Origin of the sequence: Enterobacter sp. JUb54, from assembly GCF_014298075.1 — a bacterium.
GTDB lineage: Bacteria > Pseudomonadota > Gammaproteobacteria > Enterobacterales > Enterobacteriaceae > Klebsiella > Klebsiella lignicola.
This window is the reverse complement of sequence record NZ_CP060418.1, coordinates 2,863,470-2,888,983: the sequence shown is the minus strand read 5'-3', so window position 1 is coordinate 2,888,983 and position 25,514 is coordinate 2,863,470. Positions and strand designations below refer to the sequence as shown.

Here is a 25,514-nt window from a genome sequence, read left to right as displayed (position 1 = left end):
CCGTACGTAAACGGGTGAGGCCTGGCCTCACCCGATATGGCGACAGGGATCAGGAACGGCTCAGTTTTTCTGATTTTTCCATGCATTTGACCATCGCTTCGATCACCGCAGAACGGAAACCTTTCTCTTCCAGCACCCGCACCGCTTCGATGGTGGTACCGCCAGGCGAGCAGACCATATCTTTCAGCGTCCCCGGATGTTCTCCGCTTTCGAGCACCATTTTGGCCGAGCCCATCACCGCCTGAGCGGCGAATTTGTACGCCTGGGCGCGCGGCATACCGCCGAGGACAGCGGCATCCGCCATCGCTTCGATAAACATAAAGACGTAGGCTGGCGCAGAGCCGCTGACGCCCACCACCGGGTGGATCATCGGTTCGGCAATAATCTCTGCCTGACCAAAGCAGCGGAAAATCGTCAGCGCTTCAGCGATCTCTTCGCTGGTGACCAGCGCGTTAGGGGTGACGGAGGTCATCCCGGCGTTGACCAGCGACGGCGTGTTAGGCATGGCGCGGACGATCTTACGGTCGTGACCCAGCGCTCGTGCCAGTTGATCGAGCGTCACACCGGCGGCAATAGAGATAATCAGCGAGTCTTTATTGAGGCTTGAGGCGACCTCGCTCAGCACTTTAATCATGATCCCCGGCTTGACCGCACCGAAGACAATATCTGCTACCTGGGCCACTTCCTGGGCACTCTGAGCGGCATTGATGCCGTACTGATCGTGCAGGGCCGCCACTTTGTCCGGCGATGGGGTATAGACCCAAATTTGCCCCGGCTGTACCTGCCCGCTTGCGATCAAACCGCCCAGAATGGCTTTACCCATATTCCCGCAGCCGATAAAGCCAATTTTCTTCTCCATCACCGTTCCTCTTTTGCTTAGTTCATCGTTAGCTATCTAGCTTATCACTCTGGCGCTTTTCTGGGAGACAAAAGCAGGTGACAATGATCACTCACTTTTCATCGACAGGAGCCGACATGGCTATTTGGGTTGATGCGGACGCGTGTCCGAACGTCATTAAAGAAATATTGTTCCGCGCGGCGGAGCGTACACAAACCCCGATGACGCTGGTCGCTAACCAGACGCTACGGGTACCGCCATCGCGGGTGATCCGCACGATGCGCGTGCCGCAGGGATTTGATGTGGCCGATAACGAAATCGTTCGGCTGTGTGAACCGGGCGACCTGGTGATTACTGCGGATATTCCGCTGGCGGCGGAAGTGCTGGCCAAAGGGGGGGCGGCGCTGAATCCGCGCGGTGAGCGCTACAGTGAAGCGACGATTCGTGAGCGCCTGACGATGCGTGATTTTATGGAAACCATGCGGGCCAGCGGCGTGCAAACCGGCGGCCCGGATAGTTTATCGCAGCGCGACCGGCAGCAATTTGCCGCCGCGCTGGAGAAGTGGTTGTTAGAGACGAAACGCGAGCAGGGTTAAACCCAGCTGTCGTCATCGCCGCTGAAATCGTTGTCGTTGCCGAAACCGGCGTCGAAATCATCGTCGTAGGTGTTGTTGTCCGCGAGGAACTGATTATCCTCCTGGCGGAACGGATCGGCCGCGTCCTGGGTCTGGCTGAGATCGGGCTGCGGATTCTCTTCGATAATATTGACGATCTCCTGCGGATGGGAGCCGCTGAACATATTGGTCAGCATGTTACCCAACACTACGCCGCCGGCCACACCCGCTGCCGTTTGCAGCGCCCCGGCCATAAAGCCGCCACCGCCGCTACGTGCCGCCTGCGCGGCGACGTTTTGCTGTGGCATCTGCGGGGCATATTGCGCCTGCGGGCGGCCATACTGTTCCGCACCGGGAATCGGGTCCGCTACGCGGCTCTGGCTGCCGCCAAACAGGCCGGCGAGGAAGCCGCCGCTGCTCGGTTTGGCCGCCTGCAGCTGGCTCACCTGGCTATCCAGCGCCTGGATACGGTCATTGAGCTGCTTAATCGCTGCTTCCTGAATCAGGATGGTTTGCGCCATGTAATAGGGGGCGGCAGGCTGCTCTTTCAGGTGTTGCGCAATCCGCTCCTCGGCGCTGGCATCGCGCGCTGCGCTCTGCGTCCCGGCCTCTTTGAGGCGGGAAAACAGTCCATCGATAAGGCGTTGTTCTTCAGATTGCATGGTACTTTCCTCTGTCATACTGGTCGTTTAGCGTCAGAGTGCGTCCGAATGACCCATGCTGTAAATATGTTGTTGCGTAAAGCTGTGCATAAATGTGTTACCGTTTACGCCAGCTAACGGCGGAAAAATAATCCGCAACAGCAAGTAAATATGGAATAACACATAATGCAATGATAGGTTTACACGTCAAATCCTTTCGCCATGAGCGCTGAAAGGAGTGTGTTATTTTAACGTAACGTTTATTTTACGGTTATGGTTGGGCGATTTTGCAGGTATCATGGCTGACTTTTCGCATTCATTTTCCCGCCAAAACGCGGAACCAGGGGGTCTTCGGTAATGACACTGCCAATCTTTCTCATCGGGCCACGCGGCTGCGGTAAAACGACGGTCGGCCATGCGCTGGCGCGGGCGTGTAATTACCCGTTTACCGATACCGATCATGCGCTGCAGGAGCGTGAACAGCGTACGGTCGCGGCTATCGTTGAACAAGAAGGCTGGGCGCGTTTTCGTGAGCTGGAGTCCGAGGCGCTGAAAGCGGTCACCCGGCCACAAACGGTGGTGGCGACCGGTGGCGGTATTGTTCTGGCTGAAGCTAACCGGCAGTTTATGCGGGAAAACGGCGTGGTGATTTATCTTCAGGCCTCGGTATCGGCGCTGATCGACAGGCTGGAAGCGTACCCCAAAGCGGAACAGCGGCCTACGCTGACCGGCAAGCCGGTGCGTGATGAAGTCGGTGAAGTGCTGGCGCAACGAGAAGCGCTGTACCGCGCAACCGCGCACCATATTATCGATGCCACCGCGGCGCCGGATGAGGTCGTCAGGCAAATTCTGGCGACGCTGCACCCGCTCTCTGCTCTCCCGCAGACTCCGTGCGCCGAGGCGGCACGCGAGCAATAAGCCATTTCGAACCACAGGCCTTCGCCGCGGCGACAGCGCTTCCCTCTGTTTGGTTATCTCCAGACCCGGCATCCTTTCTGACAGTCAGAATACCGGGCATCTGTCACATTTTTCATTCATCAGCAGGGTTAATGAATACCTAAGACGCGGATTTTTCAGCAACGCGCTGAAGGCGTCTCAATCTTTACACTCCGCATGGGGAGTAAGCTGCTACGCTTCTGAACGGTTGATTTTTAGCCAACAAGGGGGCGAATGTGGTTTGCGGTAAGCCTGTGCTGAAGCAGTGGTGGTGAAAAGGTACGTGATATGAGTACAACGATGGCAATTTTAAGCGTTGGCGTGGTTCCGGTAGGAGAAGTTCTGCCGCTATTAACCGAACATATCAGGGAAGATCAGATCACACATATTAGCCTGTTAGGCAAAATGACACGTGAAGACGTAATGGAAGATTACGCCGTGGATTCCGGCGACGAGTGTCTGCTGACGCTGTTGAATGATAACCAGCTGGCGGAGGTTTCGCGCCAGAAGGTCGAGCGGGATTTAAAGCATGTGATCGCCATGCTCGACCGGCAAGAATATGACGTGATTTTGTTTTTGAGTTCAGAAATGCTCAGCGGCTTGACGGCGCGCAACGCCATTTTACTGGAACCGCAGCGGATTATTCCGCCGCTGGTGGCATCGATCGTTGAGGGCCATCAGGTCGGGGTGATTGTGCCGGTCGAGGATGTGTTGCCCATGCAGCAGCAAAAGTGGCTGGCGCTGGAAAACGCACCTTACTACGCGTTAGCCAACCCGATCGGCGGCAGCGATAGCGATTTGCTGATGGCCGGACGGGAATTGCTGGAGCAGGGGGCCGATGTGCTGGTGCTGGACTGTCTGGGCTACCATCAGCATCATCGGGACGTATTGCAAAAAGCGCTGAATGTCCCGGTTTTGCTGTCAAATGTGCTGGTTTCGCGACTGGCGGCAGAACTATTAATTTAACATGCTGCGCGCACGTAATTTTGCGTGACAGGGGCAAGGAGCGCCCCCTATATTGAGGCTTCAACAAAAGATCATAAGGGCTTGTTTATGCTTCAAAGTAATGAATACTTCGACGGAAAAGTGAAATCTATTGGCTTCACCAGCAGCAGCGTCGGTCGCGCCAGCGTCGGGGTGATGGCGGAAGGGGAATATACCTTTGGAACCGCACAGCCGGAAGAGATGACGGTGGTGAGTGGTGCGCTGAATGTGCTGCTTCCAGGGGAAACCGAGTGGAAAGTCTATTCTGCGGGTGAAGTATTCAATGTTCCGGGCAACAGCGAGTTCCATCTGCAGGTGGCTGAAGCAACCTCTTATCTGTGCCGCTATCTGTAATGACTCACCTTCCTGCCGCAGCAGGAAGGTGTTTTAGCCGATCTTTCGGGTGCGCTCAGGGCTGATTAGCGCTGCGCTTCGCCACCCAGACCTTCCACCAGATTTTGAATCAAGGCCGCCAGTTCGCCGGTCATCAGAATAAAGTCAGCATCGAAGCGCTGGGCAAAATCTTCCCGGTCGATGTCTTCATTCTGATCGCGCAGTTCGTCGCAGAACTTCAGACGCTTGATCGACGCATCGTCACACATCAGGAACTGGATCCGCTGCTGCCAGTCGAGCGCCAGTTTGGTCACCACTTTCCCGGCTTCAATGTGCACCGCGATCTCGTCGCTGACCAGATCCTGCTTCTTGGCGCGGATCACGCCGCCATCTTCCAGCATCGCTTTCAGTTCGGCTTCGTCCAGCAGCTGGAAACCTTGTGCGACAGTACCGGAACGGACCCATTCCGTCAGCGTCAGCTCGATCGGGTTTTCCAGCGTCAGCGGAACCACCGGCAGCGATCCTAACGTTTTACGCAGCAGCGCCAGCGTATCTTCTGCTTTCTTCGCGCTGGCACAATCCACCATGATCAGCCCGTTGACGGTATCGATCCACATCATGGTCTGGCTGAAGCGGCTAAAAGCGCGGGGCAGCAGAGAATGCAGCACTTCGTCTTTCAGCGAATCTTTTTCCGTTTTTTTCAGCTTACGGCCCTGATCGGCTTCCAGCTTGAGGATCTTGGCTTCCAGCGCCTGTTTGATCACCGGCGATGGCAGGATCTTCTCTTCTTTGCGCGCGCAGATCAGGATCTGTCCGTTGTTCGTATGTGTCAGCGCGTCGCTGTGCGATCCCATCGGCGATACCCAGCCGGTTTTCGCCATATCCTGGCTACCACAAGGGGTAAATGTCAGCTCGGCCAGCTGTTTTTCCATCTCTTCAGCCTGCAATGAAATGTCGCGGCTGAGACGGTAAACCATTAAATTTTTGAACCACAGCATGATAATTTCCACGGCGTTGTCGTTAAATCCAGCGGGCATGATAGCGAATTGTCGCTATGCTTGCATTGTTAATCGGGGAGAGGAGCCTACAGTGCGTATTGGTATTGATCTGGGTGGTACAAAAACAGAAGTCATTGCCCTGAGTGACCGGGGAGAGCAGCTATTTCGCCACCGCCTGCCCACGCCGCGGGAAGATTATCGTCAGACCATTGAGAACATCGCCGCGCTGGTGGAGATGGCGGAGCAGGCTACCGGGGAGCGCGGCAGCGTCGGCATCGGGATCCCTGGATCGATTTCGCCCTATACCGGAGTGGTGAAAAACGCCAACTCGACGTGGCTCAACGGCCAGCCGTTTGACCGCGATCTGAGCCAGCGGCTGAACCGCGAAGTGCGGCTGGCCAATGATGCCAACTGCCTGGCGGTCTCGGAAGCGGTGGACGGTGCCGCCGCCGGGGCGCAGACCGTGTTTGCGGTGATTATCGGGACCGGCTGCGGCGCGGGAGTGGCGATCAATGGCCGTTCCCACATCGGCGGCAACGGTACCGCACGGGAGTGGGGCCATAACCCGCTGCCGTGGATGGATGAAGATGAACTGCGTTATCGCGCCGAGGTGCCGTGCTACTGCGGTAAACAAGGGTGCATTGAAACCTTTATCTCCGGCACCGGTTTTGCCACCGATTATCAGCGTCTGAGCGGTCAGGCGCTGGCGGGCAGTGCGATAATGCAGCGGGTGAGCGAGCAGGATCCGCAGGCCGGGCTGGCGCTGACGCGCTACGAGACGCGGCTGGCGAAGTCGCTGGCCCATATCGTCAATATTATCGACCCGGATGTGATCGTGCTGGGTGGCGGAATGAGCAACGTCGATCGCCTCTATCAGACGGTGCCTGAGTTAGTGAAACCGTGGGTGTTTGGCGGCGAATGCGAAACGCCAATCCGCAAAGCGCTGCATGGGGATTCCAGCGGTGTGCGCGGTGCGGCGTGGCTGTGGCCGCTGTAGTCTGCGAATGACGGGCGTCTTCCCCGGCCAGCAACAGGGCCGGGGAAGCGCGCCAGGCCGTTACTCTACGGCAAAGGCCTTTTCCAGTCGGCTGTAGCCCAGCCCATTGATTTTCTTCACCTTGATCTGCACCGGGATCCGCTCCTTCATGGCTTCGACGTGGCTTATCACGCCAATGATTTTTCCGCTGGCGTTGAGGGCATCCAGCGCATCCAGTGCGGTATCGAGGGTTTCGCTGTCGAGGGTACCGAAGCCTTCATCGAGGAACAGCGAGTCAATCCGCGTTTTGTGGCTGACCAGGTCGGAGAGCGCCAGCGCCAGCGCGAGGCTGACCAGGAAGCTTTCGCCGCCGGAGAGAGTGCGGGTGTCGCGAACGGCGTCCGCCTGCCAGGTATCCACAACCTCCAGCTCCAGCGCTTCGCTGGCCTTACGCTGTAACTGATAGCGCCCGTGCAGACGATTAAGCTGGTGGTTCGCCAGCCATACCAGGTTATCCAGGGTTAAGCCCTGGGCGAATTTACGGAATTTATCGCCCTCTTTTGAACCGATCAGCGCATTCAGCCATCCCCAGTCTTCCAGCTGCTGGGTGGCGAGCGCGATCTCCTGTTGCAGTGCCTGCTGGCGCTGTTGATTCTCGGTGTTCTGTTTCAGCTGCTGGCGAATTTCTCCCTGACGCGCGCTATTCTCCCGCAGCAGCGGCGCCAGCTGTTGCAGACGAGCCTGAACCGGCTCCAGCGGCTGGGTGATGTCGACCTCTGCCGGCGGTTGTTGTTGATGCTGATTCAGCGTGTCGCGGGCGCGCAGGGCCAGCGCGCTGGCCTGCTGTAAGGCGTTTTCCAGCGCCTGCTTGCGTTGCTCCAGATGCTGGCGCGTGTCGGCGTCGAGCAGGGCATCAAGGAAGGCCTGACGGTCGGCAAACGGGCTGCTGGCTAATGCGGCGGCGAACTGGTTCTGCGTCTCCAGCAGCGCCTGCTGCTGTTGGCTCTCCTGCTGGCACAGGGTTTGCCACTGGCTTTGCAGGGCCAGACAATCGTCATGGACCTGGCGCCAGCCGGTGAGCGCTGCCGGTTCTGCGGCCTCGTCGGACTCCGGTAGGGTTTCCAGTAGCGGGGTCAGCTGCTGAAGCTGTTCCTGAAGGGCGACGGATTGGTTCTGTTTTTCCTGCCAGCCGCGGGTTTCTTGTTCCCGCTGCGCCAGCCAGCCCGTCGCCCGATCGGCCTGCGGAAGATCGAGTGCGAAAGGCACCAGCTCCGCTGTCAGCTGCGCCCGGCGCTGTTCCTGGCTCTGTTGGCTCTGTTGCAACTGCTGCTGGAACGCCTGCTGTTGCGCCTGGCAGGCCAGCCGCTGCTGATGCTGATACAGTTGCTGTTCATGCTCCTCCTGCGCCGCCAACCAGCCGGGAATATCGTCCTGCGGCTGCAGTTCACAGTGCAATGCGCTGACGGTGCTCTGCCACTGTGATGTAAGTGCTTGCTCCTGCTGGAGAAGGGATTCTAGCTCCTCTTTCTCGTTAAGCTGTTGTTTTAGCAACGCCTCCAGCTGACCGCGCAGCTGGGCGCCTTCTTCAGCCAGCTGTTTTACCTCGCGCTCGAGGCTGTCCCGGCGGGCCTGGTTAACGCCGGGCTCCAGCGCCCGGTATTGTGCGACGGCAGGATGTTCGCTGGATCCGCAGAGCGGGCACGGTGCGCCGGGCTGCAGGCGCGCGCGTTCTTCTTCAAGACCAGCAATACGGGCTTCCAGCTCGCAGATGGCTTTCACATCGCTGAACTGCTGGTTTTTCTCTTTGTAGGCCAGACGGCGCTGGGCCAGCGTCGTTTCCAGCTTCTCCTGCTCCTGCTGGCGGGCCTGTCCGGCGGTTTGCAACTGCTGCTGGCGCTGGCGCAGCGGCAGCAGGCGGCTATGCAGCGTAGAAAGCTGCTGGCGTAGCGGGCGGGCGGCGGCGTGCTGTGCCAGACTGGCGCTGACCGCTCCGGCATCCAGCGTCAGGGTGGTCGGGGGCAGCCCGGCCAGGGTGCGATCGGTTTCGGCCAGCCGTTGCTGCAGCTGAGCGTGCTGTTGTTCATCGCGGGCCTGCTGTGCGAACGCCTCCCGCCAGCCTGCCAGCGCGTTTCCCCATTGGCGGTAGCGGTCATGTTCCTGCAGCCACGTCGTGAGGGCGTGCTGGGCGGTCTGCAACTGACTCCGCTGTTGACTCGCGGCAAGGCGAATCCCCGCCCGTAGCCGCAGCTGGCCATGTAAGCGAGTATTTACTTCTTCCACCTGACGGCGGGTGTGCGCCAGCGCGTTGGTCTGCTCTTGTTCGCGGTTCCACAGCGGGCGCAGCTGTTCTGCCGGCTGGGCTTTGAGTAAGGCGGAAAGCTGCGGCTGGGCGTGCTCCAGCGCCTGCTGCGCTTCCTGTAGCTGACGCTGGGCCTGGGTGGCTTCCGTGCTCAGCTCCTGCAGGCGAAGCAGCCATTGCAAGGTGGTTTGCAGGCGGGTTTGTTCGCTAAGGTGTTGATGTTCCTCATCAGTAAGTGCTTGCAAACTTTGTTGCAGCGCCTGCTGCTGTTCGGCGCTCAGAAGCAGCACGCCGGAGGCCTGCGCCTGCAGTTTATCTAGCTCGCTGCGGGCAAGCTTATGCTTGTCAAACACCTGGGCCGAGATCTGACCGTAGATTTCGGTACCGGTCAGCTCCTCCAGGAGTTCCGCGCGCTCTTTAGGTTTGGCGTTGAGAAAGGCGGCGAACTGGCCCTGCGAAAGCAGCATTGAACGGGTAAAACGGCCATAATCCAGCCCGGTGAGCGAGGCGGTGAGCTCGAGCTTATCTTTGACTTTGTCGGCGAGGATCTGGCCATCGTCGCAGCGGGCCAGCTCGACGCGCGGGGCCTGCAGGTTGCCTTCCGGCTGGTTACGGGCGCGGTTCTGGCTCCAGAAAGCGCGGTAGGCCGTCCCTTTGACCTCGAATTCCACCTCCGCCAGGCACTCGGCGGTGTCGCGGGTCATCAGATCGTTTTGCGATTGCGAGACGCTGCTCAGGCGCGGGGTTTCGTGATACAGCGCGAGGCAGATGGCGTCCAGCAGGGTGGTTTTCCCGGCGCCGGTCGGCCCGGTAATCGCGAACAGCCCGTTGCTGGCGAACGGTTCAGCGGTGAAATCGATTTTCCATTCGCCTTTCAGCGAGTTGATATTCTTCAGGCGCAAGCTCAGAATTTTCACAGGTGCTCCTCACCGTGCAGGCTATGCAGCGTTTCGTTAAACAGCTGCTTCAGGCGCTGCTGCTGCGTCTCTTCCAGCGTTTCCTGCGCCAGACGGCGTTCAAACACCTCTTCCACGCGTAATTCACTGAGCGTTTCGCGGCGTTCCCCGGCGAGGATCCGTTCGCGCTGGGCGCGGCTGCGGCGAACCAGCAGCACTTCCACCGGCAGGTCGTCGGTCTGGGCCTGAATTTTACGTTGGATATCATGCAGGTATTCGTCGCTGGTGATTTCAATATCCAGCCATGTGACGGGGTCCGCTGGGGCGTCCCGCCACTGGGTGAGCTGTTCGCTGATGCTGGCGAAATCGCCTTTCAGGACCGCCAGCGGCTGGGTAACCGGTACCGTCAGCGGGCTCACGTCTGTCAGATGGCCATCGGTAAAGGTCACCAGATTGACGCTTTTACTTTTCCCCGTTTCGTCAAAACTGAGGGAGATCGGTGAGCCGCTGTAGCGAATATGCTCGTTGCCGCCGACCAGCTGCGCCCGGTGAATATGGCCGAGCGCAATATAGTCAACCGGCGGGAAATGGCTGGCGGGAAACGCCTCCAGGGTCCCGATATAGATATCGCGTACCGCATCACTTTTACTGGCGCCGACGGTGGTCAGGTGACCGCTGGCAATTATCGGCAGCGGGCGGTCGCCGCGCAGGTCGCAGGCCTGCTGATACTGCTGTTGATAATAGTCGCTGATAGCGCTTAACAGCTGCTGTTGCTTCTCGCCGCTGGAGTGTCCCGCCTGGCTGGTGACCAGCTCGCGCGGGCGCAGGAACGGCACCGGGCAAAAAACAGCGCCGGGGGTGCCGTCACGCAGGGGCAGGATAAAGGGGGCATGCCCCGCGTTGGCCACCACCGTGGTTTTCAAAAAGGCCAGGATGTCGCGGGATTCATTCAGGGTCGCGACCGAGTCATGGTTGCCGGCCAGCACTACCAGCTGACAGCCGGCCTGCTGAAGCTGCACCACAAAGTGGTTATACAGTTCGCGGGCGTAGCTGGGGGGCGATCCGGTATCAAAAATATCACCGGCGACAATGATGGCATCGACCTCGTGCTGCTGGGCGTTGGACAGCAGCCAGTCGAGAAAGGCCGAATGTTCGGCGGCACGGCTTTTACTGTAAAAATTCTGACCCAGGTGCCAGTCAGAGGTATGAATGATGCGCATAATGATTTTTTCCTGACGAAAAAGCATGAGCGCATTATACCCTTCATCCTTCAAGTTGCTTGGGTGTTAGCTGCACCGTTATTCGGCTCATCCATGAGCCTCACCCTTATCAGGGCCGCTGCTCGCAGCGTTCAAATCTGTTCCAGACAGATTTGTCACCCCAGTCACTTACCTGAGTAAGCTCCTGGGAATTATGAGCCTCATTGATGATGAGGCTCACCCTTCGGGCCAGCGCAAGCGCTGTTCAAATCGGTTAATACCGATTTGTCACGGCCTTGCTGCCTACAAGCAACTCGAATAATTTTGGGTATATATTCTTCATCCTTCAGGTTGCCTCCCCGAGCAGCGATCGGATTGTCGGTTACTCCTTGTCATTATTCGAAATCTCCGATCATCAGACGGTCATTTTTTTCATAAATCTGTCACAAAACTGACGCATAATGACGCCGCACTCTATACTGATGGCTAAAAAACACAGGGTAAATAATGGCGAGAAGAATTCTGGTCGTTGAAGATGAAGCTCCGATCCGCGAAATGGTCTGCTTTGTTCTGGAGCAAAACGGCTTTCAGCCCGTCGAGGCGGAAGATTATGACAGTGCGGTGAATCAACTCAATGAACCCTGGCCTGATTTGATTCTCCTTGACTGGATGCTACCGGGCGGGTCGGGTCTGCAGTTTATTAAACAACTGAAGCGCGAAGCGATGACCCGGGATATTCCGGTGGTGATGCTGACCGCGCGCGGTGAAGAAGAAGACCGCGTTCGTGGCCTGGAAACCGGGGCCGACGATTACATTACCAAGCCTTTCTCACCGAAAGAGCTGGTGGCGCGTATCAAAGCGGTGATGCGTCGAATTTCGCCGATGGCGGTAGAAGAAGTGATTGAAATGCAAGGCCTTAGCCTGGATCCTTCCTCGCATCGCGTGATGACCGGTGAAAGTCCGCTGGACATGGGGCCAACGGAATTTAAATTATTACATTTCTTTATGACCCACCCGGAACGCGTGTACAGCCGCGAACAGCTGCTGAATCACGTCTGGGGTACGAACGTGTATGTAGAAGACCGAACGGTGGATGTGCATATTCGTCGTCTACGTAAAGCGCTGGAACTTAGCGGCCATGACCGGATGGTACAAACGGTTCGCGGCACGGGGTATCGTTTCTCCGCTCGTTTCTGAATGTCGACAGGAGTGTGAACCGTGCTGGAACGGCTGTCATGGAAAAGGCTGGCGCTTGAGCTTTTCTTATGTTGTATACCGGCCCTGATCCTTGGGGCGATTTTTGGTCATCTGCCGTGGTTTTTGCTGGCGGCGGTGACCGGCCTGCTGATATGGCATTTCTGGAACCTGATGCGCCTGTCATGGTGGCTGTGGGTTGACCGCAGCATGACGCCGCCGCCGGGAAGCGGCAGCTGGGAACCGCTGCTGTATGGCCTCCACCAGATGCAGATGCGTAATAAAAAGCGTCGACGCGAGCTGGGCAGTCTGATCAAACGCTTTCGTAGCGGGGCGGAGTCATTGCCCGATGCGGTGGTGCTGACGACGGAGGAGGGCGCCATCTTCTGGTGTAATGGTCTGGCGCAGCAGATCCTGAATCTGCGCTGGCCGGACGACAGCGGACAAAACATTCTCAACCTTCTGCGTTACCCTGAATTTGCTAACTACCTCAAAAACCGGGACTTCTCCAAACCTCTCAATCTGGTGCTCAACACGGCTCGCCATCTGGAGATCCGCGTGATGCCCTACAGCGACAAACAGTGGCTGATGGTGGCACGCGACGTCACGCAGATGCACCAGCTCGAAGGCGCGCGGCGTAACTTTTTTGCTAACGTCAGCCATGAACTGCGCACGCCGTTGACGGTGCTGCAGGGCTATCTGGAGATGATGCAGGAGCAGGTGCTGGAAGGGATGACGCGCGAGAAAGCGCTGCATACCATGCGCGAGCAAACTCAGCGCATGGAAGGGTTGGTCAAACAGCTGTTAACCCTGTCACGCATTGAAGCCGCGCCAACCCTGGCGATGAATGACAAAATTGACGTGCCGATGATGCTGCGGGTGGTGGAGCGCGAAGCGCAGACCCTCAGCCAGCAGAAGCACACCCTGCATTTCGCGGTGGATGACAGCCTGCAGGTGCTCGGCAATGAAGAGCAGCTGCGCAGCGCGATATCCAACCTGGTGTATAACGCTATTAACCATACCCCTGCCGGGACGGAGATCACCGTCAGCTGGCAGCGGGCGCCGCACGGCGCGCTGTTTAGCGTCGAGGATAACGGCCCCGGTATTGCGCCGGAGCATATTCCGCGCCTGACCGAGCGGTTTTATCGCGTTGATAAAGCCCGGTCGCGCCAGACCGGCGGCAGCGGCCTGGGGCTGGCTATCGTCAAACATGCGGTTAATCATCATGACAGCCGACTGGAAATTGAGAGTACCCTGGGCAAGGGGACGCGGTTTAGCTTCCTGCTCCCGGAACGTTTAATTGCCAAAAAAAGCGCCTGACCGCCTGTCTGTCAGCATTACTTGCCAATGACCAGCTTCGGCTGGTCATTTTCATTTGCAGTCACTTTGCGCCGCGTAATTAATCAACGCCTGTTGCTTTTTTGTTCGCATGATTAGCCATGGGTTTTCTACCAATATGGTGAATAGTTTTGGTTAAAAATATAGAGTCAGCATAATCATCTGCTTTCGCGATCCCTCCTTGCATTAAAACGTTATAAGCGTTTAAATTGCCCCCCATGCAGTCGCAGACAGACTGTTTTTGCGTGGTAATTCAAAAAACAATTCTTTCCCACGCCGCTTCGGGAGCATATCTCGCTGAGTTTGCCGGCAATCGCCGCTGTATCATCCCCAGGGAAAAGCACGGTATTTCCGTTTATTAATAACACCACATCCACAGGCAGTAATGAATTTATGACCCATCAGTTAAAATCGCGCGACATCATTGCGTTGGGCTTTATGACCTTCGCGTTGTTTGTCGGCGCCGGCAACATTATCTTCCCTCCGATGGTCGGTTTACAGGCTGGTGAACACGTCTGGACCGCAGCAATTGGCTTCCTGATTACGGCGGTGGGTCTTCCGGTGCTTACGGTCGTGGCGCTGGCAAAAGTCGGCGGTGGTGTTGAAAGCCTGAGCACGCCGATCGGCAAAGTCGCCGGTATTCTGCTGGCGGTCGTGTGCTATCTGGCCGTTGGCCCGCTGTTCGCGACGCCGCGTACCGCTACGGTCTCCTTTGAAGTCGGCATTGCGCCACTGACCGGCGACGGCCCGCTGCCGCTGCTGATTTATAGCGTGATCTATTTTGCGCTGGTGATTCTGGTTTCGCTGTATCCGGGCAAGCTGCTCGATACGGTGGGCAACTTCCTGGCTCCGCTGAAAATCGTTGCCCTGATTATTCTTTCCGTGGCGGCGATTGTCTGGCCGGCCGGCCCGATCAGCGACGCGATGGAAGCGTATCGTACCGCCTCATTCTCCAACGGTTTCGTCAACGGTTACCTGACGATGGATACCCTTGGCGCGATGGTCTTCGGTATCGTGATTGTTAACGCCGCGCGTTCTCGTGGCGTAAGCGAAGCGCGCCTGCTGACTCGTTACACCGTGTGGGCTGGTTTAATGGCCGGTGTTGGCCTGACGCTGCTGTATCTGGCGCTGTTCCGTCTCGGTTCCGATAGCGCGACCCTGGTGGATCAATCCGCTAACGGCGCGGCGATCCTCCATGCTTACGTCCAGCACACCTTTGGTGGCGCGGGCAGCTTCATGCTGGCGGCGCTGATTTTCATCGCCTGTCTGGTCACCGCGGTTGGCCTGACCTGCGCCTGTGCCGAGTTTTTCGCGCAGTATCTGCCATTATCCTATCGCACGCTGGTGTTTATCCTCGGCCTGTTCTCGATGGCGATCTCCAACCTCGGTCTGAGCCATCTGATTCAGATTTCGATCCCGGTGCTGACGGCCATCTATCCGCCGTGTATCGCACTTGTGGTATTAAGCTTTACCCGCAACTGGTGGCATAATTCGACCCGCGTTATTGCGCCGGCCATGTTTATCAGCCTGATGTTTGGTATCATTGACGGCATTAAATCGTCGGCGATTGCGGATATGCTGCCGGCCTGGACCGCACGTCTGCCGATGGCGGAACAGGGTCTGGCCTGGTTAATGCCGACCGCGGTGATGGTGGTTCTGGCGGTTATCTGGGACCGTACCGTTGGGCGTCAGGTGACTTCCAGCGCACACTAACCGGCGTTTTTAAGCAGTGTTAAGCCACGGGACTTCGGGTCCCGTGGTTTTTTGTTTTTTAAGTCATCCCCTTTTGGTTTTTGCCCCCGCGAAGGCCCGAAGAGAAAAACGGCATGGAATACGATGGAAAGTAACAACAAACTTAAGCGCGGGCTAAGTACCCGGCATATTCGCTTTATGGCACTGGGTTCGGCCATTGGTACCGGCCTGTTCTACGGTTCGGCGGACGCCATTAAAATGGCCGGCCCGAGCGTGCTGCTGGCCTATATTATCGGCGGCGTAGCGGCGTACATCATCATGCGCGCCCTCGGTGAGATGTCGGTGCATAACCCGGCCGCCAGCTCATTTTCACGCTATGCGCAGGACTATCTCGGCCCGCTGGCGGGCTATATCACCGGCTGGACCTATTGCTTTGAAATCCTGATCGTGGCGATTGCCGACGTGACGGCTTTCGGCATCTATATGGGAGTGTGGTTCCCGACGGTGCCGCACTGGATTTGGGTGCTGAGCGTGGTGCTGATCATCTGCGCCGTTAACCTGATGAGCGTCAAGGTGTTCGGCGAGCTGGAGTTCTGGTTCTCGTTCTTTAAAGTTGCCACCATCATCATCATGATTATTGCCGGTTTCGGCATCATTATCTGGGGTATTGGCAACGGGGGACAGCCCACCGGCATCCATAATCTGTGGAGCAACGGCGGCTTCTTCAGCAACGGCTGGCTGGGAATGGTGATGTCGCTGCAGATGGTGATGTTCGCCTACGGCGGGATTGAGATCATCGGTATTACTGCCGGCGAAGCCAAAGACCCGGAGAAATCCATCCCGCGGGCGATTAACTCCGTGCCGATGCGTATTCTGGTGTTCTATGTGGGCACGCTGTTTGTGATCATGTCTATTTACCCGTGGAACCAGGTCGGGACCAACGGCAGTCCGTTCGTGCTGACCTTCCAGCATATGGGCATTGCCTTTGCTGCCAGCATCCTCAACTTTGTGGTCCTGACCGCCTCGCTGTCGGCGATTAACAGCGATGTCTTCGGCGTTGGCCGGATGCTGCACGGGATGGCAGAGCAGGGCAGCGCGCCGAAGTTTTTCGCGAAAACCTCACGCCGCGGTATCCCGTGGGTGACGGTGCTGGTGATGACCGTGGCGCTGCTGTTTGCGGTTTATCTGAACTACATCATGCCGGAAAACGTCTTCCTGGTGATTGCGTCGCTGGCGACCTTCGCGACCGTCTGGGTGTGGATTATGATCCTGCTGTCGCAGATTGCCTTCCGCCGTCGCCTGCCGCCTGAAGAGGCGAAAGCACTGAAGTTTAAAGTCCCTGGCGGCGTCACCACCACGGCTGTAGGACTGGTGTTCCTGGTGTTTATCATTGCGCTGATTGGCTATCACCCGGAAACCCGCATCTCGCTGTACGTCGGCTTTGCGTGGATTGCGCTGCTGCTGGTGGGCTGGACGTTCAAAACCCGCCGCGACCGCCGCCTGGCACAGGCACAATAAGCGCGTCCTTCGCCTGCCGGATAGCCAGATGCTGCCCGGCAGGCACACTCTCCGCCCCCATTATCCTCCCCTAATAATTCCTGCGATGATGAGTCATACGCCTGTGCGCTATGGCAAGGTATGCCTATTCTGAACAAAGAGGAACGACGATGTTGAAGGCATGGCACCTGCCTGTAGCTCCCTTTATTAAAGAGCAACAGGAACGACTCTTTATCACTTTATGGTTGCGCGGCGATGACCTGCCGCAGCGGGTCACGCTGCGCGCAGAAGAAGATAATGAAGAGCTGTCGCTGCCTATGCACCGGCTGCGGCAGGAACCGCATCCGGGCGTCGTCGCGTGGCGCGGCGAGATCAACCTTGCCAGCGGGCAGCCGCGTCGGCGCTATAGCTTTAAACTGCTGTGGGCGGATCGTCAGCGCTGGTTCACCCCGCAGGGATTGCAGTCTTTCCCGCCGGCGCGGCTGGAGCAGTTTGCCGTTGACCTGCCGGACAGCGGCCCGCAGTGGGTCGCCGATCAGGTGTTTTATCAAATCTTCCCCGACCGTTTTGCCCGCAGCGAGCCGCGGGAAGTGGAGCAGGATCAGGTCTATCATCACCACGCCGCCGGGCACGATATCGTGCAGAAAGCGTGGGATGAACCGCTCACCGGTGAGGCGGGTGGGTCAACGTTTTATGGCGGCGATCTTGATGGCATCAGCGAGAAGCTGCCGTACCTCAAGCAGCTTGGCGTCACCGCGCTGTATCTGAACCCGGTGTTTGTTGCGCCGAGCGTGCATAAATACGATACCGAAGATTACCGTCGCGTCGACCCACAGTTTGGCGGTGATGCCGCGCTGCTGCGTCTGCGCCACAATACGCAACGGGAAGGGATGCGTCTGATCCTCGACGGCGTGTTTAACCATTCCGGGGATTCCCACGCCTGGTTCGATCGCCATCAGCGCGGGAGCAGCGGCGCCTGCCATCATGCGGATTCGCCGTGGCGTGACTGGTTTACGATATCTGAGGAAGGCGAAGCGCATAACTGGCTGGGCTACGCCAGCCTGCCTAAGCTGGACTACCGCTCCGAGAGCCTGGTGAATGAAATCTATGCCGGGGAAGACAGCATTGTGCGCCACTGGCTGAAAGCGCCGTGGAGCATGGACGGCTGGCGGCTGGACGTGGTGCATATGCTGGGAGAAGGCGGCGGTGCGCGCAATAACCTGAAACATATCGCCGGCATTACCCAGGCGGCGAAACAGGAGCAGCCAGAGGCTTTTGTTTTTGGTGAACATTTTGGTGATGCCCGCCAGTGGTTGCAGGCCGATGCCGAAGATGCGGCGATGAACTATCGCGGGTTTACCTTCCCGCTGTGGGGCTTCCTCGCCAATACCGATATCTCGTACGATCCGCAAAAAATCGATGCGCAAACCTGCGTTGCCTGGATGGAGAACTATCGCGCCGGGCTGTCGCATCAGCAGCAGCTGCGGATGTTTAACCAGTTGGATAGCCACGATACCGCGCGATTTAAGTCGCTGCTGGGGAAAGATGTTGCTCGCCTGCCGCTGGCGGTCGTGTGGCTGTTCTGCTGGCCGGGGGTACCGTGCATTTACTACGGCGATGAAGTGGGCGTCGACGGCAATAACGATCCGTTCTGCCGCAAACCTTTCCCGTGGGACCCGGCGCTGCAGGATACCGCGCTGCTGGGGTTGTATAAGCGGGTAGCGAAGCTGCGTAAAGCCAGTCAGGCGTTGCGCTACGGCGGTTGCCAGGTGGTTTATGCCGAGGAGAACGTGGTGGTGTTTGCCCGCGTCTACAAGCAGCAGCGGGTGCTGGTTGCCATCAACCGGGGCGAAGCCTGCGAGGTGGTGGTCGAGGATTCGCCGCTTCTGAACGTCGAGGAGTGGCTGCTGAAAGAGGGCGATGGCGCGCTGCACGACGGGGTGCTGGCACTGCCCGCGATCTCTGCCAGCGTGTGGTTCAGCCGTCAGGCGTAAAGCTGACTCAGGAACGATTCGTGGAGAAGGGCCTCGCGCCACCAGCGTTGGGCCAGTCCGTCGTTATCGCTGCGCCAGGCAATATAGGCCAGGTCTTTTTCGCGGCAGGAGATGACGGACTTCTCAAGCAGCTCGCCACTCTCCAGCCACGGCTGAGCGATATGACGGGGCAGAAAACCGCAGCCCACGCCGGCCCGCAGCAGCGCCACTTTGCTGGCAAAATCGTCGACGCGAATCTGAAGCTGCTCGGTGAGCAGGTTGCTGTTCAGCGGCTGGCAATAGCGGGCGCTGTCGCTTATCACCACCGCCCGATGCAGGCTGAGCTGTTTGTTGCTGAGCGGCTGGGTGGTGGCGGCCAGCGGATGGTTGGCCGCAACGACAAAGACGTTGTCCAGCGTACCGGCCATTTTCCATGACCATTCGGCTGAAGTCGGCGGTTCGTTAATGGCGCCGAGGATCATATCGGCGCCGTTGCGGGTCAGCTCCTCCCAGGATCCGGCCAGCGTATGGTGGGTAAAGTTGAGCCGGGTCTGCGGATTTTGCGCGTAAAAGGCGTCGATCAACGGCAGCAGACGTTCAAAGGGGAAAGAGGCATCGAGGGCGATCGCCAGATCCCGTTCCCAACCGGCACTCAGCTGTTTGGCCTGTTTTTCCAGATCTTTCGCGGCATTGATCAACAGCCGTCCCTTCTCCAGCACCATTCTTCCGGTATCGGTAAATTTTGCCCGGTGACCGCTGCGATCCAGCAGGGTGATATCCAGATCGCTTTCCAGCTTTTGGATCATATAGCTCAGGGCCGCTGGGGTTTTATAGAGTGATTCTGCGGCGGTGGCGAACGAGCCATGGGTTTCTAAAGCATCGAGAATGAGCAGCACATCAAGGTTTAAGCGCATCAATGAGTTACCGGAAAAAATAAGGTGACTCAGTTTTACCGAACCCGACATTCAATGCCAGTGAATAATTTAGAACCCTTTCGCGTAATTTTTTGATAAATATCGCGATCGTCATTCATTAACATTGTTGTTTCATACTTTCTTATTTTCGAAATAGCACAGTGAATTTCTTTAATAACTCGTTAGAAATTACTGACTATACTCAGCATGCTTTATCCGTCACGATCCGACCCACAACAGTGTTTGCTATATCTCTTTAACTCAATGATTAAGAAGGTATTCATGTCTATTCGGGAACTGATCGACCCAACCAACTCCGCCCTTATCTTTATTGACCATCAACCGCAGATGTCTTTTGGTGTTGCCAATATTGACCGTCAGACACTTAAAAATAATACCGTTGCCCTGGCTAAAGCCGGCAAGATTTTTAATGTCCCGGTAATTTATACCTCCGTGGAAACCAAAAGCTTCAGTGGCTACATCTGGCCGGAATTACTGGCAGTCCATCCGCAGGTTAAACCGATTGAACGTACATCTATGAACTCCTGGGAAGATGCCGCTTTTGTTAAAGCAGTGAAAGCGACGGGTCGCAAGAAATTGATTATCTCCGCGCTGTGGACCGAAGTGTGCCTGACCTTCCCGGCGCTGATGGCGCTGGAAGAAGGCTTCGAAGTCTACGTGGTCACCGACACTTCCGGCGGCACCTCCGTGGATGCCCATGAGCGCTCTATCGATCGGATGGTGCAGGCTGGCGCAGTACCGGTGACCTGGCAGCAGGTTCTGCTTGAGTACCAGCGCGACTGGTCACGCAAAGAGACCTACGATGCGGTGATGGATCTGGTTCGCGAACACAGCGGCGCTTACGGCATGGGCGTGGATTATGCCTATACCATGGTGCACGGCGCGCCGGAACGTAAAGCCTAAATACGCGTCCTCCTTCATGCTGCCCGCTGGTTGGCTCCGTTTGCCCGCCTCGACGCAGCATGAATGATTTTGTGTATTGTCATTCATGGCGAATGGCGGGGCCATCCGCGATTCGCCTGCAGCAAGGAGCCCGGTAATGACGCAGCAGAAATTGGTGACCCTGGTGATAAGCCATATGCTCGACCCCGAGCATGGGGAACGCTATGAACAGTGGCTCGGTAAAATTATGCCCATCGCGGCGGAGTTTCCAGGCCATCTTGGCGCTAACGTGATTCGTCCGACTCCCGGGCAGAATCTCTGGAGCGTCATTATTCGTTTTGACACCATCGAACACCTCTACGCCTGGACGCAGTCATCAACGCGTCACGAGCTGGTGGCGGAAATCGCGCCGCTGCTCAATGAAGGCGATCGCACGGAAATTCGTACCGAACCGGCGTTCTGGTTTACCCCACCCGTCACCAACGTGCGCCAGCCGCTGCGCTGGAAGCAGTTTCTGATAACACTGCTGGTGATTTTCCCCAGTACTAATCTGGTGCCCTGGCTGACCGGGATGTTGCTTCCCTCGATGCGGGGGAGCTTGTTGCTGCATTTGATAAATGATGCCTGTGTGGTCGCGCTGGTGGTCTGGTTCTGGATGCCCATCGTGACCCGTCTGTTTGCTGGCTGGTTAAAGAAAAACTGAGCCAGACGCCTGGAGGAGAGCGTTATGTCGCAAACTGCCACACTGATCCTGACGAATGGTCGCATCCATACTCTCGATCAAAACAACCCGTTGACCGAGGCCATCGCCATCGCCGACGGTAAGATCCTGGCCACCGGCAGCCGCGATCGGATCATGAGCTTTGCTGCTGAAGGGACGCAGATCGTCGATCTGCAGGGCCATACGGTGATCCCGGGCCTCAACGATTCCCACCTGCATCTGATCCGCGGCGGGCTGAACTATAACCTTGAGCTGCGGTGGGAAGGCGTTCCGTCACTGGCGGATGCGCTGCGGATGCTCAAAGATCAGGCCGACCGCACGCCGTCACCGCAGTGGGTTCGCGTGGTCGGCGGCTGGAGCGAGTTCCAGTTTGCCGAACGGCGGATGCCGACCCTCGAAGAGTTAAACGAGGCGGCGCCGGATACCCCGGTCTTTGTGCTGCACCTCTACGATCGCGCGCTGCTGAACCGCGCTGCGCTGAAGGCGGTGGGCTATACCAAAGAGACGCCGGACCCGGCCGGGGGCGAAATCGTGCGCGATAGCCGCGGCAATCCCACCGGGATGCTGATCGCCAAACCGAACGCCATGATCCTGTACGCCACGCTGGCTAAAGGGCCGAAGCTGCCGCTGGAGATGCAGGTTAACTCGACGCGCCAGTTTATGCGCGAGCTAAACCGGCTTGGCCTGACCAGCGCTATTGACGCCGGGGGCGGTTTCCAGAACTACCCGGAAGATTATCAAATTATTGAACAGCTGCATGCGCAAGATCAGATGACCGTGCGCATTGCCTATAACCTGTTTACCCAGCGTCCTAAACAGGAGCTGGATGATTTCGAGCGCTGGACCGATATGCTGAAGCCGGGGCAGGGGACCGACTTCTTCCGCGCCAACGGCGCCGGCGAAATGCTGGTGTTCTCGGCGGCGGACTTTGAAGATTTCCTGCAGCCGCGCCCGGATCTGCCAGAAGGGATGGAAGATGAACTGGAGCGCGTGGTGCGTCATCTGGTGGAGCATCGCTGGCCGTTCCGCCTGCATGCCACCTACGATGAGTCGATCGGCCGGATGCTCAACGTCTTCGAGAAGGTGAACCGTGATATTCCGTTTAACGGTCTGCACTGGTTCTTCGACCATGCCGAAACCATCACCGAGCGGAATATTGAACGCGTGAAGGCGCTGGGCGGCGGGATTGCAGTACAGCACAGGATGGCATTCCAGGGGGAATATTTTGTCGACCGCTATGGTAAAGATGCGGTGAAACATACCCCGCCGGTGGCGAAAATGCTGGAACTGGAGGTGCCGGTTGGGCTGGGGACCGATGCGACGCGGGTGGCGAGTTACAACCCGTGGACTGCGCTCTACTGGCTGGTCTCCGGGCGCACCGTGGGCGGCATGGCGATGTATGACGAGAGTAACCGTCTGCCGCGCGACGTGGCGCTGGAATTGTGGACGGCGGGCAGCGCCTGGTTCTCCAGCGAGCAGGGTAAAAAAGGGCGTATTGAGAACGGCCAACTGGCGGACCTGGTGGTGCTGTCAAAAGACTACTTCAGCGTACCGGAAGAGGAAATCAAAGGCATCGAGTCGGTGCTGACGGTCGTCGGCGGCAAAGTGGTTTACGCTGCCGGACACTTCTCGCCGCTAGCGCCGCCGCCGATTCCGGTGGTGCCGGACTGGTCGCCGGTGGTTAAGGTGCCGGGCCACTATCGGTCCGCACCGCCTGCGGCGGCGAAAATCGGGGCAATCGTGCAGATGCACCAGTGCTGCGGCAGCTGTGGCGTGCATGGTCACCAGCATGATATCGCCCGTAAGTCGTCGATCCCGGTCTCCGACGATCAGGCTTTCTGGGGCGTGCTGGGCTGTTCCTGTTTCGCGTTTTGATTAGCAGATAACCCGCGGCGGGTATGCCAGGCCGCGGGATCAAAAAAGGCTCGCAGATGCGAGCCTTTTTTTAAACGCGAGCCGATTACAGGCTGGAGACGTTCTCGGTCAGGTATTTTGCAACGCCTTCCGGAGATGCAGCCATACCTTCTTTTCCTTTTTCCCACTGTGCCGGGCAAACTTCACCGTGCTCTTCGTGGAACTGCAGCGCGTCAACCATGCGCAGCATTTCGTCGATGTTACGGCCCAGCGGCAGGTCGTTAACCACCTGGTGACGAACAACGCCGTTTGCGTCGATCAGGAAGGAACCACGCAGTGCAACGCCTTCGTCCGGATGCTCGATACCGTAAGCTTTCTGGATTTCACGTTTGATGTCAGCAACCATCGCGTATTTAACCGGGCCAATACCGCCCTGGTCAACCGGGGTGTTACGCCATGCGTTGTGAACGAATTCGGAGTCGAAGGAGACGCCAACGACTTCTACGCCGCGTTTCTGGAACTCTTCGTAACGCTTGTCAAAAGCGATCAGCTCAGACGGGCATACGAAGGTGAAGTCCATCGGCCAGAAGAACAGTACGGTCGCTTTACCGTTGGTGTGCTGTTTGAAGTTGAATTTCTCAACGATTTCGCCGTTACCTAAAACTGCTGCTGCGGTAAAATCCGGAGCCTGACGAGTGACCAGAACCATATGATTCTCCTGTTAATAGTAAGGTTAATTGGTACGCAACGGGGGCAAGTATAGGGACTGGCTTGTGCGAACTCAACGTGACGCTGACAATCAATGAGATAGGTTCAGCCTATCAATATGTATCAGAAAACGAGGTTCAGAATAGCTTTTCTGTGAGAAAGCGCAATCTTTTATCGCGCTCGTTACAGTTCCCGGCGGGTCGCCTGGGCCATCATGCGCGGATAAAACTGCCAGAACTGCTGCTCCAGCTTGTCGTAGTGGGTGTCCAGGTCCTGCCAGGAGTCGCGCAGGGCATCAAGACGGGGCCGACGGCTGGCCATACCGTTGAGGACGCGCTGAATAAAGTCCATGTCTTTATAACGTTCCAGCCAGCGTTCCGACCATAAATAGTCATTGAGATTGACGAAGCGCGGCGGCGAATCGGGCAACACCGGCGTGACCTGCTCCTCGGCATAGCGCACAAATTCACTGAGCGGAAAGTCGGGCGAAATTTGCGCCCAGTGGTGCGACAGAAAATGATCCCACATGACGTCCAGCGTAATCGGGGCGACACGGCGCGTTTCGGGACGGAACCACTCTCGCGCCGCTTTGACCTCTGCCAGATTGTCGGTCATGACATCGATGCGGCGATGCATAAAGATGCCGTCGACGATATCGGCCGGGTAGTCCGCCTGCGGGTTGCCGCGAACGAAATCAGCCAGAAGGTTGCCGGGAAGTGAGCTGTTGGCGAGATGAGCTAAATGCAGGTGTGCGAGAAAATTCATAATACTCGTTATTCTTCAGGTTGCAGGTGCGTTGGCTTCAACGTGACTCGCCTCATCAATGACGTAGAGTATTACATCTCTCCTGAGGGGTAAAGGTTGCAGGGAACACGCCCCGGCACTAGACTACCCGCCTCTTTATTTAGGCCGAGCCACCGTCATGCGCGTTACTGATTTTTCCTTTGAACTACCCGAATCCCTGATCGCCCACTACCCACAGCCGGAGCGCAGTAGCTGTCGCCTGCTGTCGTTAGACGGACCGACGGGGGCGCTGACGCATGGCATCTTCACCGATCTCCTCGACAAGCTGAACCCAGGCGACCTGCTGGTATTCAACAATACCCGGGTGATCCCGGCGCGCCTGTTTGGCCGTAAAGTCAGCGGCGGCAAGATTGAAGTCCTGGTTGAGCGGATGCTCGACGACAAACGCATTCTGGCCCATATTCGCGCCTCTAAAGCGCCAAAGCCGGGAGCGGAGCTGCTGCTGGGCGACGATGAAAGCATTCATGCCACCATGGTGGCGCGTCACGATGCGCTGTTTGAAGTCGAGTTTAACGACGAGCGCCCGGTACTGGATATCCTGAACAGCATCGGCCATATGCCGCTGCCGCCGTATATCGACCGCCCGGACGAAGACGCCGACCGCGAGCTGTATCAAACCGTCTATAGCACCAAACCAGGGGCCGTGGCCGCACCGACCGCCGGCCTGCACTTTGACGATGCGATGCTGGATAAGCTGCGTGCCAAAGGTATCGAAATGGCGTTCGTGACGCTGCACGTCGGCGCCGGAACCTTCCAGCCGGTGCGCGTGGATACCATCGAAGACCACATCATGCACTCCGAGTATGCCGAAGTGCCGCAAGAGGTGGTCGACGCGGTGCTGGCGGCGAAAGCACGCGGTAATCGCGTCATCGCGGTGGGCACCACCTCCGTGCGCTCGCTGGAGAGCGCGGCGCAGGCGGCGAAAAACGACCTGATTGAACCGTTCTTCGGTGATACGCAGATCTTTATCTATCAGGGATATCAATATAAAGCGGTTGATGCGCTGGTGACCAACTTCCATCTCCCTGAATCGACTCTGATTATGTTGGTTTCGGCCTTTGCCGGTTACCAGCATACTATGAATGCCTACAAGGCTGCGGTAGAACAAAAATATCGCTTTTTTAGCTACGGTGACGCGATGTTTATCACGTACAATCCGCAGGCTATTTTTGAGCGTGTCGGGGAATAACCTCCGCGACATG

22 protein-coding genes are annotated in these 25,514 nt (G+C 57.6%); 14 read left to right on the top strand and 8 right to left on the bottom strand.

All coding sequences use genetic code 11. The features are described from left to right. Positions 1-49: 49 nt before the first annotated feature. Entirely contained in the window at positions 50-859 is an 810-nt protein-coding gene (gene proC / locus HF679_RS13300) for a pyrroline-5-carboxylate reductase (RefSeq protein WP_123755645.1), read from the bottom strand. A gap of 116 nt (positions 860-975) precedes the next feature. Between proC and HF679_RS13295 the strand changes: the two genes are divergently transcribed. Next, complete coding sequence (locus HF679_RS13295; protein WP_123755646.1) at positions 976-1,434, top strand: YaiI/YqxD family protein; 459 nt, start codon at positions 976-978, stop codon at positions 1,432-1,434. On the opposite strand, the gene HF679_RS13290 is transcribed toward HF679_RS13295, so the two are convergent. Continuing rightward, positions 1,431-2,114 carry a DUF2076 domain-containing protein gene (locus HF679_RS13290; protein ID WP_187042118.1) on the bottom strand — a complete coding sequence of 228 codons (684 nt, stop codon included), beginning with the start codon at positions 2,112-2,114 and terminating at the stop codon, positions 1,431-1,433. The two genes, HF679_RS13295 and HF679_RS13290, sit on opposite strands and share 4 nt — an antisense overlap. 336 nt (positions 2,115-2,450) lie before the next feature. Here HF679_RS13290 and aroL point away from each other — a divergent pair, with 336 nt between their 5' ends. From aroL to ppnP, 3 genes are all read left to right on the top strand, one after another. Beyond that, positions 2,451-3,011, top strand: coding sequence for a shikimate kinase AroL (gene aroL, locus HF679_RS13285; protein WP_123755648.1), 561 nt, complete (start codon positions 2,451-2,453; stop codon positions 3,009-3,011). A 306-nt stretch (positions 3,012-3,317) separates the two neighbouring features. Then, a complete protein-coding gene (locus HF679_RS13280) occupies positions 3,318-3,995 on the top strand; it encodes an AroM family protein (protein WP_123755649.1) in 678 nt (225 codons plus the stop codon). A gap of 87 nt (positions 3,996-4,082) precedes the next feature. Further along, positions 4,083-4,367 carry a pyrimidine/purine nucleoside phosphorylase gene (gene ppnP, locus HF679_RS13275; RefSeq protein WP_123755650.1) on the top strand — a complete coding sequence of 95 codons (285 nt, stop codon included), beginning with the start codon at positions 4,083-4,085 and terminating at the stop codon, positions 4,365-4,367. A 65-nt stretch (positions 4,368-4,432) separates the two neighbouring features. On the opposite strand, the gene rdgC is transcribed toward ppnP, so the two are convergent. Then, a complete protein-coding gene (gene rdgC, locus HF679_RS13270) occupies positions 4,433-5,344 on the bottom strand; it encodes a recombination-associated protein RdgC (RefSeq protein ID WP_123756215.1) in 912 nt (303 codons plus the stop codon). A gap of 91 nt (positions 5,345-5,435) precedes the next feature. Between rdgC and mak the strand changes: the two genes are divergently transcribed. Next, the gene (gene mak / locus HF679_RS13265; RefSeq protein ID WP_187042117.1) at positions 5,436-6,341 is read left to right on the top strand and encodes a fructokinase; all 906 of its coding nucleotides are present in this window, start codon (positions 5,436-5,438) and stop codon (positions 6,339-6,341) included. A gap of 60 nt (positions 6,342-6,401) precedes the next feature. On the opposite strand, the gene sbcC is transcribed toward mak, so the two are convergent. Further along, the gene (gene sbcC / locus HF679_RS13260) at positions 6,402-9,536 is read right to left on the bottom strand and encodes an exonuclease subunit SbcC (protein ID WP_187042116.1); all 3,135 of its coding nucleotides are present in this window, start codon (positions 9,534-9,536) and stop codon (positions 6,402-6,404) included. Then, positions 9,533-10,735: an exonuclease subunit SbcD gene (gene sbcD, locus HF679_RS13255; RefSeq protein WP_154143557.1), complete on the bottom strand. Its 1,203-nt coding sequence runs from the start codon at positions 10,733-10,735 to the stop codon at positions 9,533-9,535. Before sbcD ends, sbcC begins: the two co-directional genes overlap by 4 nt. Positions 10,736-11,221: 486 nt before the next feature. Between sbcD and phoB the strand changes: the two genes are divergently transcribed. From phoB to malZ, 5 genes are all read left to right on the top strand, one after another. Continuing rightward, positions 11,222-11,911 carry a phosphate response regulator transcription factor PhoB gene (gene phoB / locus HF679_RS13250; RefSeq protein ID WP_123755653.1) on the top strand — a complete coding sequence of 230 codons (690 nt, stop codon included), beginning with the start codon at positions 11,222-11,224 and terminating at the stop codon, positions 11,909-11,911. 21 nt (positions 11,912-11,932) lie between these two features. Further along, complete coding sequence (gene phoR, locus HF679_RS13245) at positions 11,933-13,228, top strand: phosphate regulon sensor histidine kinase PhoR (protein ID WP_123755654.1); 1,296 nt, start codon at positions 11,933-11,935, stop codon at positions 13,226-13,228. Between the two features lie 411 nt (positions 13,229-13,639). Next, the gene (gene brnQ, locus HF679_RS13240; protein ID WP_123755655.1) at positions 13,640-14,959 is read left to right on the top strand and encodes a branched-chain amino acid transporter carrier protein BrnQ; all 1,320 of its coding nucleotides are present in this window, start codon (positions 13,640-13,642) and stop codon (positions 14,957-14,959) included. A gap of 123 nt (positions 14,960-15,082) precedes the next feature. Further along, the gene (gene proY, locus HF679_RS13235; protein ID WP_123755656.1) at positions 15,083-16,456 is read left to right on the top strand and encodes a proline-specific permease ProY; all 1,374 of its coding nucleotides are present in this window, start codon (positions 15,083-15,085) and stop codon (positions 16,454-16,456) included. Between the two features lie 149 nt (positions 16,457-16,605). Then, positions 16,606-18,429: a maltodextrin glucosidase gene (gene malZ, locus HF679_RS13230; protein WP_187042115.1), complete on the top strand. Its 1,824-nt coding sequence runs from the start codon at positions 16,606-16,608 to the stop codon at positions 18,427-18,429. On the opposite strand, the gene HF679_RS13225 is transcribed toward malZ, so the two are convergent. Beyond that, the gene (locus HF679_RS13225) at positions 18,420-19,322 is read right to left on the bottom strand and encodes a LysR substrate-binding domain-containing protein (protein ID WP_123756217.1); all 903 of its coding nucleotides are present in this window, start codon (positions 19,320-19,322) and stop codon (positions 18,420-18,422) included. The genes malZ and HF679_RS13225 overlap by 10 nt on opposite strands. Before the next feature lie 282 nt (positions 19,323-19,604). On the opposite strand from HF679_RS13225, the gene HF679_RS13220 reads away from it, so the two are divergent. From HF679_RS13220 to HF679_RS13210, 3 genes are all read left to right on the top strand, one after another. Further along, positions 19,605-20,246 (top strand): hydrolase, encoded by a 642-nt coding sequence (locus HF679_RS13220; protein ID WP_032689277.1) that lies wholly within the window; start codon positions 19,605-19,607, stop codon positions 20,244-20,246. A gap of 136 nt (positions 20,247-20,382) precedes the next feature. After that, positions 20,383-20,928, top strand: a complete 546-nt coding sequence (locus HF679_RS13215; RefSeq protein ID WP_187042114.1) for an antibiotic biosynthesis monooxygenase — start codon at positions 20,383-20,385, stop codon at positions 20,926-20,928. A gap of 24 nt (positions 20,929-20,952) precedes the next feature. Beyond that, positions 20,953-22,821 (top strand): amidohydrolase, encoded by a 1,869-nt coding sequence (locus HF679_RS13210; protein ID WP_187042113.1) that lies wholly within the window; start codon positions 20,953-20,955, stop codon positions 22,819-22,821. An 85-nt stretch (positions 22,822-22,906) separates the two neighbouring features. On the opposite strand, the gene HF679_RS13205 is transcribed toward HF679_RS13210, so the two are convergent. Then, positions 22,907-23,509, bottom strand: a complete 603-nt coding sequence (locus HF679_RS13205) for a peroxiredoxin (RefSeq protein WP_004858569.1) — start codon at positions 23,507-23,509, stop codon at positions 22,907-22,909. A gap of 182 nt (positions 23,510-23,691) precedes the next feature. After that, positions 23,692-24,273: an ACP phosphodiesterase gene (gene acpH / locus HF679_RS13200; RefSeq protein ID WP_123755660.1), complete on the bottom strand. Its 582-nt coding sequence runs from the start codon at positions 24,271-24,273 to the stop codon at positions 23,692-23,694. A gap of 157 nt (positions 24,274-24,430) precedes the next feature. Between acpH and queA the strand changes: the two genes are divergently transcribed. Further along, the gene (gene queA, locus HF679_RS13195) at positions 24,431-25,501 is read left to right on the top strand and encodes a tRNA preQ1(34) S-adenosylmethionine ribosyltransferase-isomerase QueA (RefSeq protein ID WP_123755661.1); all 1,071 of its coding nucleotides are present in this window, start codon (positions 24,431-24,433) and stop codon (positions 25,499-25,501) included. Positions 25,502-25,514: the final 13 nt, after the last annotated feature.

What these genes read in the sequence shown, in the direction of transcription:
- acpH (WP_123755660.1), bottom strand. Translation starts at nt 24,273, where the DNA reads ATGAATTTTCTCGCACACCTGCATTTAGCTCATCTCGCCAACAGCTCA.
- sbcD (WP_154143557.1), bottom strand. Translation starts at nt 10,735, where the DNA reads ATGCGCATCATTCATACCTCTGACTGGCACCTGGGTCAGAATTTTTAC.
- rdgC (WP_123756215.1), bottom strand. Translation starts at nt 5,344, where the DNA reads ATGCTGTGGTTCAAAAATTTAATGGTTTACCGTCTCAGCCGCGACATT.
- proY (WP_123755656.1), top strand. Translation starts at nt 15,083, where the DNA reads ATGGAAAGTAACAACAAACTTAAGCGCGGGCTAAGTACCCGGCATATT.
- HF679_RS13290 (WP_187042118.1), bottom strand. Translation starts at nt 2,114, where the DNA reads ATGCAATCTGAAGAACAACGCCTTATCGATGGACTGTTTTCCCGCCTC.
- proC (WP_123755645.1), bottom strand. Translation starts at nt 859, where the DNA reads ATGGAGAAGAAAATTGGCTTTATCGGCTGCGGGAATATGGGTAAAGCC.
- HF679_RS13280 (WP_123755649.1), top strand. Translation starts at nt 3,318, where the DNA reads ATGAGTACAACGATGGCAATTTTAAGCGTTGGCGTGGTTCCGGTAGGA.
- HF679_RS13295 (WP_123755646.1), top strand. Translation starts at nt 976, where the DNA reads ATGGCTATTTGGGTTGATGCGGACGCGTGTCCGAACGTCATTAAAGAA.
- ppnP (WP_123755650.1), top strand. Translation starts at nt 4,083, where the DNA reads ATGCTTCAAAGTAATGAATACTTCGACGGAAAAGTGAAATCTATTGGC.
- aroL (WP_123755648.1), top strand. Translation starts at nt 2,451, where the DNA reads ATGACACTGCCAATCTTTCTCATCGGGCCACGCGGCTGCGGTAAAACG.
- HF679_RS13225 (WP_123756217.1), bottom strand. Translation starts at nt 19,322, where the DNA reads ATGCGCTTAAACCTTGATGTGCTGCTCATTCTCGATGCTTTAGAAACC.
- brnQ (WP_123755655.1), top strand. Translation starts at nt 13,640, where the DNA reads ATGACCCATCAGTTAAAATCGCGCGACATCATTGCGTTGGGCTTTATG.
- queA (WP_123755661.1), top strand. Translation starts at nt 24,431, where the DNA reads ATGCGCGTTACTGATTTTTCCTTTGAACTACCCGAATCCCTGATCGCC.
- malZ (WP_187042115.1), top strand. Translation starts at nt 16,606, where the DNA reads ATGTTGAAGGCATGGCACCTGCCTGTAGCTCCCTTTATTAAAGAGCAA.
- phoB (WP_123755653.1), top strand. Translation starts at nt 11,222, where the DNA reads ATGGCGAGAAGAATTCTGGTCGTTGAAGATGAAGCTCCGATCCGCGAA.
- HF679_RS13210 (WP_187042113.1), top strand. Translation starts at nt 20,953, where the DNA reads ATGTCGCAAACTGCCACACTGATCCTGACGAATGGTCGCATCCATACT.
- HF679_RS13215 (WP_187042114.1), top strand. Translation starts at nt 20,383, where the DNA reads ATGACGCAGCAGAAATTGGTGACCCTGGTGATAAGCCATATGCTCGAC.
- HF679_RS13205 (WP_004858569.1), bottom strand. Translation starts at nt 23,509, where the DNA reads ATGGTTCTGGTCACTCGTCAGGCTCCGGATTTTACCGCAGCAGCAGTT.
- HF679_RS13220 (WP_032689277.1), top strand. Translation starts at nt 19,605, where the DNA reads ATGTCTATTCGGGAACTGATCGACCCAACCAACTCCGCCCTTATCTTT.